This window comes from Leclercia sp. S52, from assembly GCF_039727615.1.
Lineage (GTDB): Bacteria > Pseudomonadota > Gammaproteobacteria > Enterobacterales > Enterobacteriaceae > Enterobacter > Enterobacter adecarboxylatus_B.
Map to the genome: position 1 here is coordinate 1,952,835 of NZ_CP152474.1, position 18,152 is coordinate 1,970,986.

Below are 18,152 nucleotides of genomic sequence, written 5' to 3' on the forward strand. Positions count from 1 at the left end.
CCACCGCGTTTATGCATTTTTATCGCTGGCTGGCACGATCGCTGCAATCTACATTTACAGCGCAAACACTAAAATATTTAACATTTAATCAACCTTTTATTTACCGGATGAGGTCGCTATGTCTCTGTCAATTACGCGTGAAAACTTTGATGAATGGATGATGCCGGTTTACGCCCCGGCGGCTTTTATTCCGGTACGGGGAGAGGGCTCACGCCTGTGGGATCAACAGGGCAAAGAGTACATCGACTTCGCCGGCGGCATTGCGGTTAACGCCCTGGGCCACGCCCATCCGGCCCTGCGCCAGACGCTGAACGACCAGGCGGCGAAGTTCTGGCATACCGGCAATGGCTACACCAACGAACCGGCGCTGCGCCTGGCGAAAAAACTGATCGACGCCACCTTCGCCGAAAAAGTCTTCTTCTGTAACTCCGGGGCGGAAGCTAACGAAGCGGCGCTGAAGCTGGCGCGTAAATATGCCCATGACAACTTTGGTAGCCAGAAGAGCGGCATCGTCGCCTTCAAAAATGCCTTCCACGGCCGCACCCTGTTTACCGTCAGCGCGGGCGGGCAGCCTTCCTATTCCCAGGACTTTGCCCCACTGCCGCCGGATATCCGCCACGCGGTTTATAACGACCTGCAGTACGCCAGCGAACTGATCGACGATACCACCTGCGCGGTGATCGTCGAGCCGATGCAGGGCGAGGGCGGCGTGCTGCCTGCGGATAAAGCCTTCCTGCAGGGCCTGCGTGAGCTGTGCGATCGCCACGACGCGGTGCTGATTTTTGATGAAGTTCAGACCGGCGTCGGCCGCACCGGCGAGCTGTATGCCTATATGCACTACGGCGTTACGCCGGACGTGCTCTCCACCGCCAAGGCCCTCGGCGGCGGCTTCCCGGTCGGGGCGATGCTCACCACCGACAAATTCGCCCGGGTGATGACCGTTGGCACCCACGGCACCACCTACGGCGGTAACCCGCTGGCGTCGGCAGTGGCCGGTCAGGTGCTGGATATCATCAACACCCCGGAGGTGCTGACCGGCGTCAAGCAGCGTCACGAATGGTTCGTCGAGCGTCTGCAGGCCATTAACGGTAAAACCGGCCTGTTCAAAGAAATTCGCGGTCTGGGTCTGCTGATTGGCTGCGTGCTCACGGACGAATTCGCCGGAAAAGCTAAACTTATTTCACAGGAAGCGGCAAAAGCGGGCGTGATGGTGTTGATCGCCGGGGCTAACGTGGTGCGCTTCGCGCCTGCGCTGATCGTCAGCGAGGAAGAGGTGCAGACCGGGTTAGATCGCTTTGCGCTGGCCTGTGAACGTGTGAAGTCCGGGGTGTCATCATGATGGTCATCCGTCCCATTGAGCGCGGTGATTTATCCGCCCTCATGCAGCTTGCCGGCAAAACAGGAGGCGGGCTGACCTCGCTTCCCGTTGATGAAAAGACCCTCTCGGCGCGCATCGAGCGCTCGCTGGAGACCTGGCAAGGGACGCTGCCGAAAGGCGAACAGGGTTACGTGTTTGTGCTGGAGGATACCGACAGCGGCACCGTGGCCGGGATCTGCGCCATCGAGGTGGCGGTGGGTCTGAACGATCCCTGGTACAACTACCGCGTCGGCACCCTGGTGCACGCCTCGAAAGAGCTGAACGTCTACAACGCCCTGCCGACGCTGTTCCTCAGTAACGATCATACCGGCAGCAGCGAACTCTGCAGCCTGTTTCTCGATCCGGACTGGCGCAGGGAGGGCAATGGCTATCTGCTCTCTAAATCTCGCTTTCTGTTTATGGCCGCCTTCCGCGATCGCTTTAATGAAAAAGTGGTGGCCGAAATGCGCGGCGTGATCGACGAAACCGGCTTCTCGCCGTTCTGGCAGAGCCTGGGCGAACGCTTCTTCTCAATGGAGTTCAGCAAAGCCGACTACCTGTGCGGCACCGGGCAGAAAGCCTTTATTGCTGAGCTGATGCCGAAACACCCTATCTATACCTATTTCCTTAGCCCCGAGGCGCAGGCCGTGATTGGCCAGGTGCATCCGCATACCGCCCCGGCGCGCGCGGTGCTGGAGAAAGAGGGTTTCCGCTACCGCAACTATGTCGACATCTTTGACGGCGGCCCGACGCTGGAGTGCGATATCGACCGGGTACGGGCGATCCGCAAAAGCCGTCTGGTGGAGGTGGCCGAAGGCCAGCCTGCGCCGGGCGAGTGGCCCGCCTGTCTGGTAGCCAATGAACAATATGACCAGTTCCGCGCCACGCTGGTCCGCGTGGATCCTGACTGTGAACGTCTGGTGCTGACGGCAGCCCAACTGGATGCCCTGAAATGCCGCGCCGGCGATCGTATTCGCATGGTGCGCCTGTGCGCTGAGGAGAAAACAGCATGAACTTATGGATTAACGGCGACTGGGTAACCGGCGAAGGTGAGTCACGTACCAAACACAATCCGGTGGGTCAGGAGGTGTTATGGCAGGGGGGCAGACGCCAGCGCCGCGCAGGTTGAGCAGGCGTGCCGTGCGGCACGCGCGGCCTTCCCGGGCTGGGCGAAGCTGCCTTTCAGCGCCCGCCAGGCCATCGTAGAGAAATTTGCCGCCCTGCTGGAGGCCAACAAACAGGCGCTGACCCGCGTGATTGCCAGCGAAACCGGCAAACCGCGCTGGGAAGCGGCGACCGAAATCACCGCGATGATCAACAAAATCGCCATTTCGGTGAAGGCTTACCACACCCGTACCGGCGAACAGCATACTGAGATGGCCGACGGCGCCGCCACGCTGCGCCACCGTCCGCACGGCGTGCTGGCAGTGTTTGGCCCCTACAATTTCCCCGGCCATCTGCCGAACGGCCATATCGTGCCCGCGCTGCTGGCGGGTAACACGGTGATCTTCAAGCCGAGCGAGCTGACGCCGTGGAGCGGCGAGGCGGTGGTCAAGCTGTGGGAGCAGGCCGGCCTGCCGCCGGGCGTGCTCAATCTGGTGCAGGGCGGACGCGAAACCGGTCAGGCGCTGAGTGCCCTGAGCGACATTGACGGGCTGCTGTTCACCGGCAGCGCCGGCACTGGCTATCAGCTGCACCGCCAGCTGGCCGGACAGCCGGAGAAAATTCTGGCCCTTGAGATGGGCGGCAACAATGCCCTGATCGTCGACGACCCGGCGGATATCGACGCCGCGGTTCACCTGACCATCCAGTCAGCCTTTATTACCGCCGGACAGCGCTGCACCTGCGCCCGTCGCCTGCTGGTGAAACGCGGTGCCGAGGGTGATGCCTTCCTCGCCCGTCTGGTGGAGGTGAGCGGGCGTCTGCTGCCGGGCGCGTGGGATGACAACGACCAGCCGTTTATCGGCGGGCTGATCTCCGAGCAGGCGGCGAAAAACGTCTATCACGTCTGGCGGGAGCACGTCGCCCGCGGCGGCCAGTCGCTGCTCGATCCACGTCTGGTCCGGGCCGGCACCTCTTTATTAACGCCGGGAATTGTCGAGATGACCGACGTGCGCGATGTGCCGGACGAAGAGGTCTTCGGTCCGCTGCTCTGCGTCTGGCGCTATGACGATTTCGACCAGGCCATTGCGATGGCCAACGCCACGCGCTACGGCCTGTCGTGCGGGCTGATCTCTCCGGATCGCCAGAAGTTCGACCAGCTGCTGCTGGAGGCGCGCGCCGGGATCGTTAACTGGAACAAACCGCTCACCGGTGCGGCCAGTACTGCACCGTTCGGCGGGGTGGGTGCCTCAGGTAACCACCGCGCCAGCGCCTGGTATGCGGCGGATTACTGCGCCTGGCCGATGGCGAGCCTTGAAACCCCGACCAGCGTTCTGCCGGAGCAGCTGAGCCCGGGCCTCGATTTTACACGGGAGAAGCGCCATGAAAGCGCGTGAAGTCAATTTTGACGGGCTGGTGGGCCTGACCCACCACTATGCCGGGCTGTCGTTCGGCAATGAGGCCTCGACCAAACACCGTTTTCAGATCTCCAACCCGCAGCTGGCGGCGAAGCAGGGGCTGCTGAAGATGAAGGCACTGGCGGATGCAGGTTTTCCTCAGGCGGTGATCCCGCCCCAGGAGCGGCCTAACGTCGGCGTGCTGCGCCAGCTCGGCTTTACCGGCACCGATGAACAGGTGGTGGAGAAGGCGGGCACCCAGATGCCACAGCTGCTCTCTGCCGCCAGTTCGGCCTCCTCAATGTGGGTTGCCAATGCCGCGACGGTGGCCCCGTCGGCGGATACTCTTGACGGGAAAGTGCATCTGACGGTAGCCAACCTGAACAACAAATTTCACCGCGCCAGCGAAGCCGGGACCACCGAAAAGGTGCTGGGCGCCATTTTTCGCGATGAGTCCCGCTTCAGCGTCCATACGGCGCTGCCGCAGGTGGCGATGTTCGGTGACGAAGGGGCGGCTAACCATAACCGTCTCGGCGGCGACTACGGCGAGCCGGGCCTGCAGCTGTTTGTTTACGGTCGGGAAGAGGGTGGCAATGAGGCACCGGCCCGCTACCCGGCACGCCAGACCCTGGCCGCAAGCCAGGCGGTTGCCCGGCTGAACCAGGTCAACCCCGGGCAGCTGATGTTTGTCCAGCAAAACCCGCTGGTGATTGACCAGGGGGTGTTCCATAACGACGTGATCGCTGTTTCGAACCGTCAGGTGCTGTTCTGCCATGAGCAGGCGTTTGTGCGCCAGGCCGAGCTGCTGCAGGCCCTGCGCGAGCGGGTGCCCGGCTTTATGCCCATTGAGGTGCCGAGTGAGGCGGTCTCGGTGCAGGATGTGGTCGCGACCTACCTGTTTAACAGCCAACTGCTGAGCCGGGATGACGGCAGCATGATGCTGGTCCTGCCCCAGGAGTCTCAGGATCACCCGGGCGTCTGGCGTTATCTGAGCGGGCTGGTGGCGGAGGATAACCCCATCAGCGAGCTGCGGGTGTTCGATCTTCGCGAGAGCATGGCCAACGGCGGCGGCCCCGCGTGTCTGCGTCTGCGCGTGGTGCTGACCCCTGAAGAGCAGCGGGCGGTTAACCCGGCGGTGATGATGAACGAGACCCTGTTTAACACCCTCAATGACTGGGTGGATCGCTACTATCGCGATCGCCTGACCCAGGCCGACCTCGTGGATCCACACCTGCTGCGCGAAGGGCGCGAGGCGCTGGACGCCCTGACCCAGATTCTGCAGCTCGGGTCAGTCTACCCGTTCCAGCAATAAAGGAGGCGTGATGGAAAACTTTCTGGCGCTGACGATGGCCGATGAAATGCCTCCCCACCGCGAAGGCAGAGGGGCGTCGTTTCACTGGCGCTGGCTGGCCCGCGGGGTGCTCGAGCTGACGCCGGAGGTCGCGAGCACGCGCGCCCTGGTGCTCTCGGCCGGGATCCACGGCAACGAAACCGCGCCGGTGGAAATTGTCGACCTGCTGGTCAGGGCGCTGTTTCGCGGTGAACTGACGCTGCGCTGTCGCCTGCTTGTCATCTACGGCAATCCGCCAGCGCTGAGGGCAGGTAAGCGCTACCTGACCTGCGATATCAATCGCCTGTTCAGCGGGCGCGGGGCGCAGTTTCCGACCTGCGACGAGACCGCGCGGGCGGCGCTGCTGGAGGATCTGGTGACGGCGTTTTACCAACAGGCAGGGGACGACCGCTGGCATCTCGATCTGCATACCGCTATCCGCGCCTCGTATCATGAACGTTTTGGCGTCCTGCCCCAGCGCAATCAGCCCTGGGATGAGGCCTTTATTCAGTGGCTGGGGGATGCCGGGCTGGAGGCGCTGGTCTTTCATCAGGCGCCGGGCGGGACCTTCACCCATTTCAGCTGCGAACGCTTTGGCGCTCTGGCCTGTACCCTGGAGCTGGGCAAGGCGCTGCCGTTTGGCCATAACGATCTGACCCGTTTTGCCACTACCCATCGGGCGCTGTATGCCTTGCTGAGCGGCGAGGCGCCAGAGCAGCATGCTGAGCCTGTCGAGCACTACCGGGTGGTGCAGCAGATCACCCGCCGCAGCGAGGCCTTTGTACTGCACATGGCGGCGCATACCCTGAACTTTACTCCCTACCGCCAGGGCGTATTGCTGGCAGAGGATGGCGAGGAACGCTATGAAGTGCAAAAGCCGACCGAGTATGTGCTGTTCCCGAACCCTGCCGTGGCCTTTGGTCTGCGCGCCGGGCTGATGCTGGAAAAAGTCTCCTGAAAACCTATAACCCCATCAGCGAAACGCGGTGGGGTTGTTTATTTTCTCAGCCATTTCATTTGTCTGCCGTTTTATTACGGATTATTCCTGGCTGTTTGCTTTATTATTAATCTCTCCCCCCGGTATACTCCTTCACAATCTCTTTAAAATCAGTCTGATGAATATTTCTGTTTCAACTCTCCACGCTTTATCCTTATTTTCTCCATATTTGACGATATTTTGTTTTTTACACTTTCATTGTTTTACCCTTGCTCTGATTAATTGACGATAAACCCCGTAAAGTGAATCTCGTCAACACGGCATAGCGCCGAAGAATAACTGAAAGGAAGGACAAAATTATGCGTAAATTAACTGCACTGTTTGTTGCCTCTACCCTGGCTCTGGGCGCTACCAGCGCGGCGTTCGCCGCGGATACCGCCACCACCACCGCAGCACCGACCGAAAGCAAAATGATGCATCACAAAGGCAAGCCGGGTATGCATCACGACATGATGTTTAAAGACCTGAACCTGACGGATGCGCAGAAAACGCAGATTCGCGACATTATGAAAAGCCAGCGTGACCAGATGAAGCGTCCGCCGGTAGAAGAGCGCCGCGCAATGCATGACATCATCGCCAGCGACAGCTTCGATAAAGCGAAAGCCCAGGCGCAGGTCGACAAGATGGCCGAGCAGAACAAAGCCCGCATGCTGGCGCACCTGGAAACCCAGAACAAGATTTACAACATTCTGACCCCGGAACAGAAAAAACAGTTTGATGCCAATTTTGAGAAGCGTCTGACAGAACGTTCCGCGCCGGAAGGTAAAATGACCCCACCAGCCGAATAATCGGTTCAGCCATTCAAGACCGCCGGAGTCCTGTTCACCCAAGCGAATACGCTGTGGACAGGTCCGGCGGTTTTTTCTTTTCCCGCCTCTTGCCAGCCGCCGCTATCCCGGTATTCTCCTGTTATCGATTTGCACAATGTATTTGAAATGTCTGACGTTACGGATTTTTTCGCCGTCTCGCTAAGGCCGTTGTGCACATCTGCCGATACTACACAGTGATGACCTAACGATAACAATCAAAATGCAACCGCCCTGCGCGGATTGCTCTGGTGCGTATTGCGCCATCTGGAGTGGTGATGGAATTCTTTGATATCCGCAAAATGCCGGTCAACCTCTGGCGCAACGGGGCCGGTGAGACGCGCGAAATATGTTGTTTTCCCCCGGCAACCCGGGAATTTAACTGGCGTGCCAGTATTGCCTCCCTGGCCAGCAACGGCGACTTTTCGGTCTCGCCCGGCATCGATCGGGTGATCACCCTGCTGGAGGGGGGAGAGGTGCATCTGGATGGCGGGAAGGCGTTTACGCACACGCTGCAGCGTCATCAACCCTTCAGCTTCGCCGGGGATCTGCCGGTTAAGGCTCAGCTGCTGGAAGGGCAGATGTCGATGGATTTCAATATCATGACCCGCCGGGATCGCTGCCGGGCGAAGGTGCGGGTGGCGGATCGCACCTTTACGACCTTTGCGTCACGTGGCGGAGTGGTGTTTGTTCTGAGCGGTGCCTGGCAGCTGGGGGAGAAGCTACTTACCCCCGATCAGGGCGCATGGTGGCACGAGGGTGACCATACGCTACGGCTGCTGAAGGAGGAGGGAACCCTGCTGTTCAGCGAGATTTTCTGGCTTCCGGGACACTGAGCGGAATGATCTCATAGTTACCGGTCAGCAGCGGCTTGCAGAGAATTTTATACCCATCCTGATCGAAACCGGCGGGCGTGCGCAGCAGGTCCGCCGCCTCATCCAGACTGTCGACCGCACCCAGCCAGAGCCAGTTATGGATGATGTGGTAGTGGGTCATATCCGGGCGCGACTCTTTCAGCGCCACGGCGCTGTCCCACGGCCAGCAGGTGACGCCAATCGCCTGCAACCCCTCGACTAATCGCTGCTGATGATCTTCAACGCTCTCTTTCCCGCAGCACGCGCCCGCGCAACGCTTCAGGGCGGAACGGAAACAGCCCCGCCCGAGAGTTAACGACTCCAGCCCCAGCAGGCCATAACAGAGCTGACGCTCATCGGCCAGCGTCTGCAGGGTTTGCAGCGCTGCCCGGCGGTTGGCGAAGAGGCCAAACAGATTCGGGGTATGGGAAAAATCGACCTCGCGGGCGTAGACGATCTGCGGCTTGCCCTCGGTGATCTGCAGGGAGCAGAGCTGGCGATTGCGGCGTAAGCGTTTATTGAACAGCGGCTGCTGCTCCTTGATTAAACGGGCCTCCAGCAGCAGGGCGCCCAGCTCACCTGCGGTCTGGATCCAGGTGATACGCCGGGACTGGCGCAGCATGGCGGCCTCGTCCGGGGTACGCAGATGCGACAGCACCCGGCTGCGGATATTGACGCTTTTACCGATATAAAGGGGCATGGCATCGCTGTCGCCATGAAAGAAGTAGACGCCAGGCTGCTTGGGCAGTGCCTCAAGCCACGGGCGCAGATGTTCGGGATATTCATAGATAGCTGCTGCTTCGAATTCAAGCCGCGGTGCCGATTGACGCCTGCTCACAACTTACTCCTGATACTGTTCAGGCATACAGTGTAGCAGCTGTCGTATGGTTAAAAAAGAGGCGGCAGACGCCGCCCCGGTAGAATTATTGTTTCCAGAAATCGTCGAATACCGTGATCGGCGGGCGACGTTTGTGTTCAGTCTTCAGATACCAGCCTTCAATAATGCGGGCGGTGCCTTCATCCAGCGTCTTGCCTTCCAGATAATCGTCAATGTTTTCATAGGTCACGCCCAGCGCGGCTTCATCCGGCAGGGAAGGGCGATCGTCTTCCAGATCTGCGGTAGGGGCTTTCTTATACAGATGCTCCGGGCAGCCCAGCGCGGCCAGCAGCTGTTTGCCCTGGCGCTTGTTGAGTCGGAACAGCGGGTTAATATCGGTGCCGCCGTCGCCATACTTGGTGAAGAAACCGGTCAGCGCTTCGGCCGCATGGTCAGTGCCCACCACCACGCCGCTGGTCATCCCGGCGATGCTGTACTGGGCTTTCATCCGCTCGCGGGCCTTTTCGTTGCCGCGCACGAAGTCGCTCAGCTCAATGCCCGCGTCGCGCAACGCTTTTTCGCTGGCCAGCACCGCTTCTTTAATATTCACGGTCAGCACGCGATCCGGCTGGATAAAGGCGATAGCATCCTGGCAATCCTGCTCGTCAAACTGCACGCCGTAGGGCAGGCGCACCGCGATAAACTGCAGGGATTCGTTACCCGTTTCGGCACGCAGTTCACTAATGGCCATCTGGGCGAGCTTCCCGGCGAGGGTGGAGTCCTGCCCGCCGCTGATGCCCAGCACCAGCGACTTCAGGAACGGGAAGCGGGTTAAATAGGATTTCAAAAAATCGACGCTACGGCGGATCTCTTCTTCCGCATTGATAGTGGGTTTGGCACCCAGCGCCTGGATAATTTCTTGTTGCAGAGCCATTTAGCCCCTCCGTTACACAAATTTGCCTGATGAATGTTCTGTTAAAGCTAACTCGTCATGGGGAAAACGACAAGGATCACACATTTGAATGGGGCGAAATCAGGCGATTTAGCAGCTTATATTTGTTTTACAGGAATTTTCCGAAAAATCTTTGCCGTCACGCTTGAGGTTGAAAAATGTGATTTTCTATTCCAGGCTTACATAACACGCTGATAAACAAGAGGACGGAATATGAACAAGAATTTAGCAGGAATGTTAGGCGCAGCGGCTGTAATGACTTTGCTGGCAGGGTGTACCGCGTATGATCGTACGACGGACCAGTTTAAAGAGCCCGTCGTAAAAGACGTTAAAAAAGGGATGAGCCGTGCACAGGTACAGCAGCTTGCCGGTAAGCCGTCATCAGAGGTGACGATGATCCACGCTCGTGGTACCTGCCAGACTTACATCCTGGGTCAACGGGATGGTAAAACAGAAACTTACTTTGTGGCCCTCGACGATACTGGCCACGTAATTAACTCCGGCTACCAGACCTGTGCGGAATATGATACCGATCCGCAGGCACCTAAGGCCTGATAACACCTTTTCCTGAGCAAAGAGACGAACCGGCCGCCTGGCCGGTTTTTTTACGTCGCCATCTATCTTAATTCTCACCGCGAATTATTTACCTAAAATGTGAAGGGTGTCATAACGACAGGTCAAGGAGAGACAATTGTGGTCCCTTTCGGATTATCCCCAGGAAATCAGTTGCCGTATACTTCATTCATCAGATACGCCAGCGAGGGAATCCGGTCGGTCAAGGCGGGGATATCGCGGCGAAAGCGGTGAGCACATAAGAGGGAAATTGCTATGGAAAAGAAACATATCTATCTGTTTTGCTCAGCGGGCATGTCAACGTCACTGCTGGTGTCAAAGATGCGCGCGCAGGCAGAGAAGTACGAAGTACCGGTCATTATTGAAGCCTTCCCGGAAACTCTGGCAGGCGAGAAAGGCACTAACGCGGATGTCGTGCTGTTAGGTCCGCAAATTGCCTATATGTTGCCGGAGATCCAACGTCTGTTACCGAATAAGCCGGTTGAAGTGATCGACTCTGCGCTGTACGGCAAAGTGGATGGGTTAGGTGTTCTTAAAGCTGCTGTAGCAGCGATTAAAAAAGCTGCTAATTAATTTAATTTTTTATTTTTCCCGTCAAAGAGCAATTTCACACAAACTTACGCCGCAATATTATTGCGGCATTTAAGGGCATTTTCTATGAGTAGATTTATTGCTGCGCTTGAAAAGGTACTCCTTCCTTTTGCAGTTAAAATAGGAAAGCAACCGCATGTCAACGCCATTAAAAACGGCTTTATTAAAGTAATGCCGTTAACCCTGGCCGGGGCCATGTTCGTTTTAATTAACAACGTTTTTCTTAGCTTCGGTGATGGCTCATTCTTCTATTCATTAGGTGTTCGTTTAGATCCCTCAACTATTGAAACGTTAAATGGTTTCAAGGCCATCGGCGGCAATGTGTACAACGGTACGCTGGGTATTATGTCGCTGATGGCGCCTTTCTTTATTGGGATGGCGCTGGCGGAAGAGCGTAAAGTCGACTCGCTGGCCGCCGGTTTATTATCTGTAGCCGCCTTTATGACCGTGACGCCATACAGCGTCGGTGAAGCCTATGCGGTAGGCGCCAACTGGCTGGGCGGGGCAAACATCATTTCCGGTATCGTGATCGGTCTGGTCGTGGCGGAAATGTTTACCTTTATCATTCGTCGCAACTGGGTGATTCGTTTACCTGACAGCGTGCCGGCGTCAGTGTCCCGCTCCTTCTCGGCGCTGATCCCAGGCTTCATTATTCTCTCCATCATGGGGACCATCGCCTGGGCGCTCTCTCACTGGGGCACCAACTTCCACCAGATCATCATGGATACCATCTCTACTCCGCTGGCCTCTATGGGTGGCGTCGTGGGCTGGGCTTACGTGATTTTCACCTCTCTGCTGTGGTTCTTCGGTGTGCACGGCTCTCTGGCGCTGGCCGCGCTGGACAGCGGCATCATGACCCCATGGGCGCTGGAAAACGTGGCGCTTTATCAGCAGTACGGCTCCGTTGACGCGGCGCTGGCGGCAGGCAAAACCTTCCACGTTTGGGCTAAACCGATGCTCGACTCCTACATCTTCCTGGGCGGTACCGGGGCGACGCTGGGTCTGATCATCGCGGTGTTTATCACCTCCCGTCGTGCGGATCACCGTCAGGTGGCGAAGCTGGCACTGCCGTCAGGCATCTTCCAGATTAACGAGCCTATCCTCTTCGGTCTGCCGATTATCATGAACCCGGTGATGTTCATTCCGTTCATCCTGGTGCAGCCGCTGCTGGCTGCCATTACCCTGACCGCGTACTACCTGGGGATTATCCCGCCGGTCACTAACATTGCGCCATGGACCATGCCAGCCGGCCTGGGGGCCTTCTTCAACACTAACGGCAGCGTAGCGGCCTTCCTGCTGGCGATATTTAACCTCGGTGTGGCAACCGTGCTCTACATGCCATTCGTCGCCATCGCTAACAAGGCCCAGACCACCATTGATGAAGAAGAGAGCGAAGAAGAGATCGCCCTCGCACTGAAATTCTGATGTCGTATGACGCGGGGCAACCCGCGTCAGTACAGGAGAAACAGAGATGTTTGATTTAGAGAATGTTGTTGCAGAAGCAGAAGACGTCGCAGAGAACGACCTTGAAGAAGTGGTGATGGGGCTTATCATCAACTCCGGTCAGGCGCGCAGCCTGGCGTACGGTGCCCTGAAAAAAGCCAAACAGGGCGACTTCGCCACTGCGAAAGAGATGATGGCCCAGTCGCGCACCGCGCTGAATGAAGCACACCTGGTGCAAACAAAACTGATCGAAAGCGATCAGGGTGAAGGTAAGATGAAGGTCAGCCTGGTGCTGGTACATGCCCAGGATCATCTGATGACCTCCATGCTGGCGCGTGAGCTGGTAGCGGAACTCATCGAACTTCACGAGAAAATGCAGTAAGTCAGGCAGATAGCAGGAGGTCAGCGCCATGGAAATCACTACCGCCCGGGAACAACAGCTGTTCAATGGTAAAAATTTTCATGTGTTTATCTACAACAAGGTGGAGAGCATCAGCGGTCTGCATCAGCATGACTACTATGAATTCACCATTGTGCTGACCGGCCGCTATTTCCAGGAGATCAACGGCAAGCGGGTGCTGCTGGAGCGCGGGGACTTTGTCTTTATTCCGATGGGGTCTCACCATCAGAGTTTTTACGACTTTGGCGCGACACGCATTCTCAACGTCGGGATCAGTAAACGCTTCTTCGACACCCATTACGCGCCGCTGCTGCCGTTCTGCTTTGTCGCCTCGCAGGTTTATCACGTCAAAAGTGAATTCCTGAACTGGATCGACACCGTGATTGCCTCGCTTAACTTTCGTGACAATGAATTTGATGAATTCATTGAAACGGTGACCTTCTACGTCGTCAACCGCTTACGCCACTATCGCGAAGAGCAGCAGGCGACGGACGACATCCCGCAATGGCTGCGCACCACCGTTGAAATGATGCACGACAAACTGCGTTTTGGAGAAAACGCGCTGGAGAATATGGTGGCGCTGTCGGGTAAATCACAGGAGTACCTGACCCGGGCGACCCAGCGTTATTATCAGAAAACGCCGGTGCAAATAATTAATGAAATACGGATCAATTTCGCCAGGAAACAGCTGGAGATCACCAACTATTCGGTGACGGATATTGCTTATGAATCCGGTTACAGCAGTCCGAGCCTGTTTATTAAGACCTTTAAGAAATTGACCTCATTTACACCTAACAGCTACCGGAAAAATATCACGGTTATTAATTAACGTCCGGCGGAATCACCGCCGGGAATATCGACTTCAATACTTGCCCAAATAAGTGGGACGGGATCGCTATACTTTAATGGCGGATCTCCCAGGGAGAATATTATGCAAAAGAAACTGAAAGTAGTGACCATCGGCGGCGGAAGCAGCTATACCCCGGAATTACTGGAGGGGTTCCTCAAGCGTTATCATGAACTGCCGGTGAGCGAACTGTGGCTGGTGGACGTAGCCGAGGGCCAGGAGAAGCTCGATATTATTTTCGACCTCTGTCAGCGGATGGTTAAAAAAGCGGGCGTACCGATGACCGTGCATAAAACCCTCGATCGTCGCCAGGCGCTAAAAGATGCCGATTTCGTTACCACCCAGCTGCGCGTTGGTCAGCTGAAGGCGCGCGAGCTGGATGAACGCATCCCGCTGAGCTACGGCTATCTGGGTCAGGAGACCAACGGTGCAGGCGGCCTGTTCAAAGGGCTGCGTACCATTCCGGTGGTGTTCGATATCATCAAAGACGTGCAGGAGATCTGCCCTCAGGCGTGGGTCATCAACTTTACCAACCCGGCCGGGATGGTGACCGAAGCGGTCTACCGCCATACCGATTTCAAACGCTTTATCGGGGTGTGTAATATTCCGATCGGCATGAAGATGTTTATCCGCGACGTGCTGGCCCTGACCGACAACGACGAACTCTCCATCGACCTGTTCGGCCTGAACCACATGGTCTTTATCAAAGACGTGCTGGTCAACGGCCAGTCGCGCTTTGCGGAGCTGCTGGACGGTGTGGCGTCTGGCACCCTGAAAGCCAGCTCGGTGAAGAATATCTTCGACCTGCCGTTCAGCGAAGGGCTGATCCGCTCCCTGAACCTGCTGCCATGCTCCTATCTGCTCTACTACTTCAAGCTGAAAGAGATGCTGGCGATTGAGATGGGCGAGTACTACAAAGGCGGCGCCCGGGCGCAGGTAGTGCAGAAGGTGGAAAAACAGCTGTTCGATCTGTATAAGAACCCGGATCTGAACGTCAAGCCGAAAGAGCTTGAGCAGCGCGGCGGGGCCTATTACTCCGACGCGGCCTGTGAAGTGATCAACGCCATCTACAACGACAAGCAGGCGGAGCATTACGTCAACGTGCCGCACCACGGCCACATTGATAATATTCCGGCGGACTGGGCGGTGGAAATGACCTGCATCCTCGGCCGCGAGGGCGCGAAGCCGCATCCGCGTCTGACCCATTTCGATGACAAGGTGATGGGGCTGATCCACACCATTAAGGGCTTTGAGGTGGCGGCAAGCCAGGCGGCGATCAGCGGCGAGCTGAACGACGTGCTGCTCGCCCTGAACCTGAGCCCGCTGGTGCAGTCCGATCGCGACGCCGAGAAGCTGGCGCGCGACCTGATTCTGGCCCATGAGAAATGGCTGCCGAACTTTGCCGCCGCTATCGATAAACTGAAAAGCGAGCAGCACTAAGAGGGATCGCTATGGAATATCTGCTGATCGTCAATGCCGATGATTTTGGCCTCTCAAAAGGGCAGAACTACGGCATCGTGGAAGCCTGTCGGCACGGGGTGGTGACCTCAACCACCGCCATGGTCAACGGCGATGCGATTGAGCACGCTGCGCAACTCAGCCGCGCGCTGCCGGAGCTGGGCGTCGGGATGCACTTTGTTCTGACCCTCGGCCTGCCGCTGACGCCGATGCCGGGGCTGACCCGCGAGGGACAACTGGGGAAATGGATCTGGGAGATGGCAGAGCAGGGGATGTTGCCGCTGGAGGAGATTGCCCGCGAGCTGGACTGTCAGTTCAATCGCTTTGTCGACCTCTTCGGACGCGAGCCGACCCATATCGACAGCCATCATCATGTGCATATGATCCCGGCCATCTTCCCGCTGGTGGCCGAGTTTGCCCGCCGCAAAGGGGTGGCGCTGCGTGTCGATCCGCTGGTCGAAGGCATTGAGGAGCTGAGTGCCGATCTGCCGCCAACCACCGACGGTTTCAGCAGCGCATTTTACGGCGATGAAATCAGCGAGGCGTTGTTCCTGAGCGTGCTGGATCGCTCCGTACAGCAGGGCGAACGCTCGCTGGAGGTGATGGCGCACCCGGCATTCATTGATAACACCATTCGTAAAAGCGCCTACTGCTGGCCGCGGCTGACGGAGCTGGATGTGCTGACCTCGACGTCGCTGAAATATGCGATTGCCGAGCGTGGGTATCGTCTGGGAACGTTCGGGGATCTATGAGGAAATGCCGGGTGGCGGTTTCGCCTTACCCGGCCTGGCAATTCGCGGCAAACCTGTGCCAATGGGGCATTCGTTTACCGGATCAACAAAATCGTAGGCCGGGTAAGCGCAAGCGCCACCCGGCTATTTTTTACGCTGGGATAGCCGCGATTTTACTCCGACGCGACCAGACCCGGTGCGCCGCCATCTGCAACACCAGCTCGTCCATAAACGCGCCTGCCGCAGTATCACCTTCGATAATCCCTTCTTCACCCTGATCTGCTACCTTCAGCAGCGGTTTGAACTGCCGCGCGTCGCCCGCCAGCGCAATCGGCTTAAGGTGCTTGTAGGCTTCCAGCAGATAATAGGCGGCATCCCCGTTGTTGAGCAGGCTCTGGATATCACCGCAGGGCACCACCACCGCATCAACGGTCAGGGACGGCGATCCGGCAAACGTCGCTGCCACCGGCAGCACCGAGCCGTCATCGGCGGTCACTTCTCCCATCCGCGAGTAGAGCAGCTTCGCGTGTACGCCTTTAGCCTTCAGCGCCCGCAGTACCGCCAGCACGTCGTTAGCTCGCGGGGTATCGTTGAGCAGTACCGCCACAACGCGGCCTTTGATATCGCCGCCGGGAACGGCATACAGGCTGAGGGACGGATCTTTCTTCAGGCCGCTGACGTCCTGCGGCGGGGCCAGATTACGTTGCTCGTCGGTGAGGGTCAGCCCCAGATTCTCTGCCACGCCCTGAGCCAGGGTGATATCAATGCGCGCCAGCTGATCGACCACCCGCTCGCGGATATAGGTCCGTACCACTTTGCTCAGCTCAAAGCTGAAGGCGCCAATAATGTGCTCCTGCTCGACTGGGGTCTGGCTGTGCCAGAACAGCCGCGGATGGGCGTAATATTCAGCGAAAGAGGGGCTGCGCTCGCGGATTTTAGTCCCTTCCACGCGCTCCTGATACGACTCAAAGCCACCGCGTTTTGGTCCCGGCGGGGTTTCGCGCGGCCAGTTATCGTTGATAGAGTTGGGCTCGTAGTTGGCCGGATTGGTATCGATCTCCATCCGGTGCATCCCGTCACGCTGGAAGTTATGGTACGGACAGGTTGGCTTGTTGATCGGGATCTCGTGGAAGTTCGGCCCGCCCAGACGGCTGATCTGCGTATCGGTGTAGGAGAACAGACGGCCCTGCAACAGCGGATCGTTGGTAAAGTCCAGCCCCGGGACGATGTGCCCTGGGTGGAAAGCGGCCTGCTCGTTCTCGGCAAAGAAGTTGTCCGGGTTACGGTTGAGCACCATTTTGCCCACCAGCTGAACCGGCACCAGCTCCTCGGGGATCAGCTTGGTCGGGTCGAGCAGGTCAAAATCAAATTTGAACTCGTCCTCTTCCGGGATCAGCTGGAAACCAAGCTCATATTCCGGGAAGTCGCCCGCTTCAATGGCTTCCCAGAGATCGCGACGATGGAAGTCCGGGTCGCGCCCGGTGAGCTTCTGTGCTTCATCCCACACCAGCGAGGCTTTGCCGGCCACCGGCTTCCAGTGGAAGCGCACAAAGGTGGCTTTGCCTTCGGCATTGATCAGCCGGAAGGTGTGGATGCCAAACCCCTCCATGGTGCGATAGCTGCGGGGAATGCCGCGGTCGGACATCGCCCACATCACGTTGTGCAGGGTTTCAGGCTGCAGCGAGACATAGTCCCAGAAGGTATCATGCGCGCTCTGGCCCTGCGGGATCGCCCAGTGGGGCTCCGGCTTCACCGCATGGACAAAATCGGGGAACTTGTGGGCATCCTGAATAAAGAAGACCGGCGTGTTGTTGCCCACCAGGTCAAAAATCCCCTCTTCGGTATAGAACTTGGTGGCGAACCCGCGGATATCGCGCACCGTATCGGCGGAGCCTGCGCCACCCTGTACCGTGGAGAAGCGGACAAACACCGGGGTAATTTTATCCGGGTCAGAGAGGAAGGCGGCTTTGGTAATATCGCTCAGGTTTTTATAAGGCTGGAAATAGCCATGCGCGGCCGAGCCGCGGGCGTGAACGATACGCTCCGGGATACGCTCATGGTCGAAATGGGTGATCTTCTCCCGCAGGATAAAATCTTCCAGCAGGGTCGGGCCGCGCGTTCCGGCGCGCAGCGAGTTTTGGTCGTCAGCGATGCGTACACCCTGGTTGGTGGTGAGCGGGAAGTTTTCGCCGCCTTTGCGCACCGCCTCCAGCGCGTTCAGCTTTTCATTGCCGGTGTCCGGTGCCTTCAGGCTACCGGGCGCGGTAGGCTCCTGTCCCGGCGGGGTAGGGACCGGACTGGCGCGGTGGGAGCCATCATCCGGGGCCAGGGAGTCCAGCCCGGGTTTCGCTTCATTTTCATCATGGACCGGGGATTGCTGCGGGTGGTGGGTCTTATCATTTTGCGACATTGCACTCGTCTCCTGTTTTCATGGCTGAAACGCGGTCGTCTTTGCGTCAAAACTCATTAACTATAGAACAATGCCGGGGATGAGCCGG

At 57.9% G+C, this 18,152-nt stretch carries 16 protein-coding genes and 1 pseudogene; 14 read left to right on the plus strand and 3 right to left on the minus strand.

The window, feature by feature from the left end:
- Window positions 1-118 precede the first annotated feature (118 nt).
- The 7 genes and pseudogenes from AAHB66_RS09355 to ves all read left to right on the plus strand — a co-directional run bounded on the left by AAHB66_RS09355 (window position 119) and on the right by ves (window position 7,824).
- Complete coding sequence (locus AAHB66_RS09355; RefSeq protein ID WP_347115992.1) at window positions 119-1,339, plus strand: aspartate aminotransferase family protein; 1,221 nt, start codon at window positions 119-121, stop codon at window positions 1,337-1,339.
- Window positions 1,336-2,370: an arginine N-succinyltransferase gene (astA, locus tag AAHB66_RS09360; RefSeq protein ID WP_347115993.1), complete on the plus strand. Its 1,035-nt coding sequence runs from the start codon at window positions 1,336-1,338 to the stop codon at window positions 2,368-2,370. Before AAHB66_RS09355 ends, astA begins: the two co-directional genes overlap by 4 nt.
- Window positions 2,367-3,855, plus strand: a pseudogene (astD, locus tag AAHB66_RS09365) (succinylglutamate-semialdehyde dehydrogenase). Before astA ends, astD begins: the two are co-directional and overlap by 4 nt.
- Window positions 3,842-5,167: an N-succinylarginine dihydrolase gene (gene astB, locus AAHB66_RS09370; protein WP_347115994.1), complete on the plus strand. Its 1,326-nt coding sequence runs from the start codon at window positions 3,842-3,844 to the stop codon at window positions 5,165-5,167. Before astD ends, astB begins: the two are co-directional and overlap by 14 nt.
- A 10-nt stretch (window positions 5,168-5,177) precedes the next feature.
- Window positions 5,178-6,143, plus strand: coding sequence for a succinylglutamate desuccinylase (gene astE, locus AAHB66_RS09375; protein ID WP_347115995.1), 966 nt, complete (start codon window positions 5,178-5,180; stop codon window positions 6,141-6,143).
- A 338-nt stretch (window positions 6,144-6,481) separates the two neighbouring features.
- Window positions 6,482-6,970, plus strand: coding sequence for an ATP-independent periplasmic protein-refolding chaperone Spy (gene spy / locus AAHB66_RS09380; RefSeq protein ID WP_347115996.1), 489 nt, complete (start codon window positions 6,482-6,484; stop codon window positions 6,968-6,970).
- 296 nt (window positions 6,971-7,266) lie between these two features.
- Window positions 7,267-7,824 carry an environmental stress-induced protein Ves gene (ves, locus tag AAHB66_RS09385; protein ID WP_347115997.1) on the plus strand — a complete coding sequence of 186 codons (558 nt, stop codon included), beginning with the start codon at window positions 7,267-7,269 and terminating at the stop codon, window positions 7,822-7,824.
- Here the strand turns inward: ves and cho are convergent.
- Window positions 7,793-8,680, minus strand: a complete 888-nt coding sequence (gene cho / locus AAHB66_RS09390) for an excinuclease Cho (protein ID WP_166182222.1) — start codon at window positions 8,678-8,680, stop codon at window positions 7,793-7,795. The genes ves and cho overlap by 32 nt on opposite strands.
- Before the next feature lie 85 nt (window positions 8,681-8,765).
- Window positions 8,766-9,593, minus strand: a complete 828-nt coding sequence (gene nadE, locus AAHB66_RS09395) for an ammonia-dependent NAD(+) synthetase (protein WP_032617717.1) — start codon at window positions 9,591-9,593, stop codon at window positions 8,766-8,768.
- Window positions 9,594-9,824: 231 nt separating this feature from the next.
- Here nadE and osmE point away from each other — a divergent pair, with 231 nt between their 5' ends.
- From osmE to chbG, 7 genes are all read left to right on the plus strand, one after another.
- The gene (osmE, locus tag AAHB66_RS09400; RefSeq protein WP_106993615.1) at window positions 9,825-10,166 is read left to right on the plus strand and encodes an osmotically-inducible lipoprotein OsmE; all 342 of its coding nucleotides are present in this window, start codon (window positions 9,825-9,827) and stop codon (window positions 10,164-10,166) included.
- Window positions 10,167-10,439: 273 nt separating this feature from the next.
- Entirely contained in the window at window positions 10,440-10,757 is a 318-nt protein-coding gene (gene chbB, locus AAHB66_RS09405; RefSeq protein ID WP_347115998.1) for a PTS N,N'-diacetylchitobiose transporter subunit IIB, read from the plus strand.
- 84 nt (window positions 10,758-10,841) lie between these two features.
- Entirely contained in the window at window positions 10,842-12,200 is a 1,359-nt protein-coding gene (gene chbC, locus AAHB66_RS09410) for a PTS N,N'-diacetylchitobiose transporter subunit IIC (RefSeq protein WP_347115999.1), read from the plus strand.
- A 46-nt stretch (window positions 12,201-12,246) separates the two neighbouring features.
- Entirely contained in the window at window positions 12,247-12,600 is a 354-nt protein-coding gene (chbA, locus tag AAHB66_RS09415) for a PTS N,N'-diacetylchitobiose transporter subunit IIA (protein ID WP_337015457.1), read from the plus strand.
- A 28-nt stretch (window positions 12,601-12,628) separates the two neighbouring features.
- A complete protein-coding gene (gene chbR, locus AAHB66_RS09420) occupies window positions 12,629-13,447 on the plus strand; it encodes a transcriptional regulator ChbR (RefSeq protein ID WP_333850000.1) in 819 nt (272 codons plus the stop codon).
- 102 nt (window positions 13,448-13,549) lie between these two features.
- A complete protein-coding gene (locus tag AAHB66_RS09425; protein ID WP_347116000.1) occupies window positions 13,550-14,905 on the plus strand; it encodes a 6-phospho-beta-glucosidase in 1,356 nt (451 codons plus the stop codon).
- 11 nt (window positions 14,906-14,916) lie between these two features.
- Entirely contained in the window at window positions 14,917-15,675 is a 759-nt protein-coding gene (gene chbG, locus AAHB66_RS09430; protein WP_347116001.1) for a chitin disaccharide deacetylase, read from the plus strand.
- A gap of 130 nt (window positions 15,676-15,805) precedes the next feature.
- Here chbG and katE read toward each other — a convergent pair whose 3' ends face one another.
- Window positions 15,806-18,064 (minus strand): catalase HPII, encoded by a 2,259-nt coding sequence (katE, locus tag AAHB66_RS09435; protein WP_347116002.1) that lies wholly within the window; start codon window positions 18,062-18,064, stop codon window positions 15,806-15,808.
- Between the last annotated feature and the right edge of the window lie 88 nt (window positions 18,065-18,152).

Coding starts and splice junctions, on each gene's coding strand:
- osmE (WP_106993615.1), top strand. CDS start 9,825: ATGAACAAGAATTTAGCAGGAATGTTAGGCGCAGCGGCTGTAATGACT.
- astB (WP_347115994.1), top strand. CDS start 3,842: ATGAAAGCGCGTGAAGTCAATTTTGACGGGCTGGTGGGCCTGACCCAC.
- katE (WP_347116002.1), bottom strand. CDS start 18,064: ATGTCGCAAAATGATAAGACCCACCACCCGCAGCAATCCCCGGTCCAT.
- AAHB66_RS09425 (WP_347116000.1), top strand. CDS start 13,550: ATGCAAAAGAAACTGAAAGTAGTGACCATCGGCGGCGGAAGCAGCTAT.
- chbR (WP_333850000.1), top strand. CDS start 12,629: ATGGAAATCACTACCGCCCGGGAACAACAGCTGTTCAATGGTAAAAAT.
- chbB (WP_347115998.1), top strand. CDS start 10,440: ATGGAAAAGAAACATATCTATCTGTTTTGCTCAGCGGGCATGTCAACG.
- chbG (WP_347116001.1), top strand. CDS start 14,917: ATGGAATATCTGCTGATCGTCAATGCCGATGATTTTGGCCTCTCAAAA.
- spy (WP_347115996.1), top strand. CDS start 6,482: ATGCGTAAATTAACTGCACTGTTTGTTGCCTCTACCCTGGCTCTGGGC.
- astE (WP_347115995.1), top strand. CDS start 5,178: ATGGAAAACTTTCTGGCGCTGACGATGGCCGATGAAATGCCTCCCCAC.
- nadE (WP_032617717.1), bottom strand. CDS start 9,593: ATGGCTCTGCAACAAGAAATTATCCAGGCGCTGGGTGCCAAACCCACT.
- ves (WP_347115997.1), top strand. CDS start 7,267: ATGGAATTCTTTGATATCCGCAAAATGCCGGTCAACCTCTGGCGCAAC.
- AAHB66_RS09355 (WP_347115992.1), top strand. CDS start 119: ATGTCTCTGTCAATTACGCGTGAAAACTTTGATGAATGGATGATGCCG.
- chbC (WP_347115999.1), top strand. CDS start 10,842: ATGAGTAGATTTATTGCTGCGCTTGAAAAGGTACTCCTTCCTTTTGCA.
- chbA (WP_337015457.1), top strand. CDS start 12,247: ATGTTTGATTTAGAGAATGTTGTTGCAGAAGCAGAAGACGTCGCAGAG.
- astA (WP_347115993.1), top strand. CDS start 1,336: ATGATGGTCATCCGTCCCATTGAGCGCGGTGATTTATCCGCCCTCATG.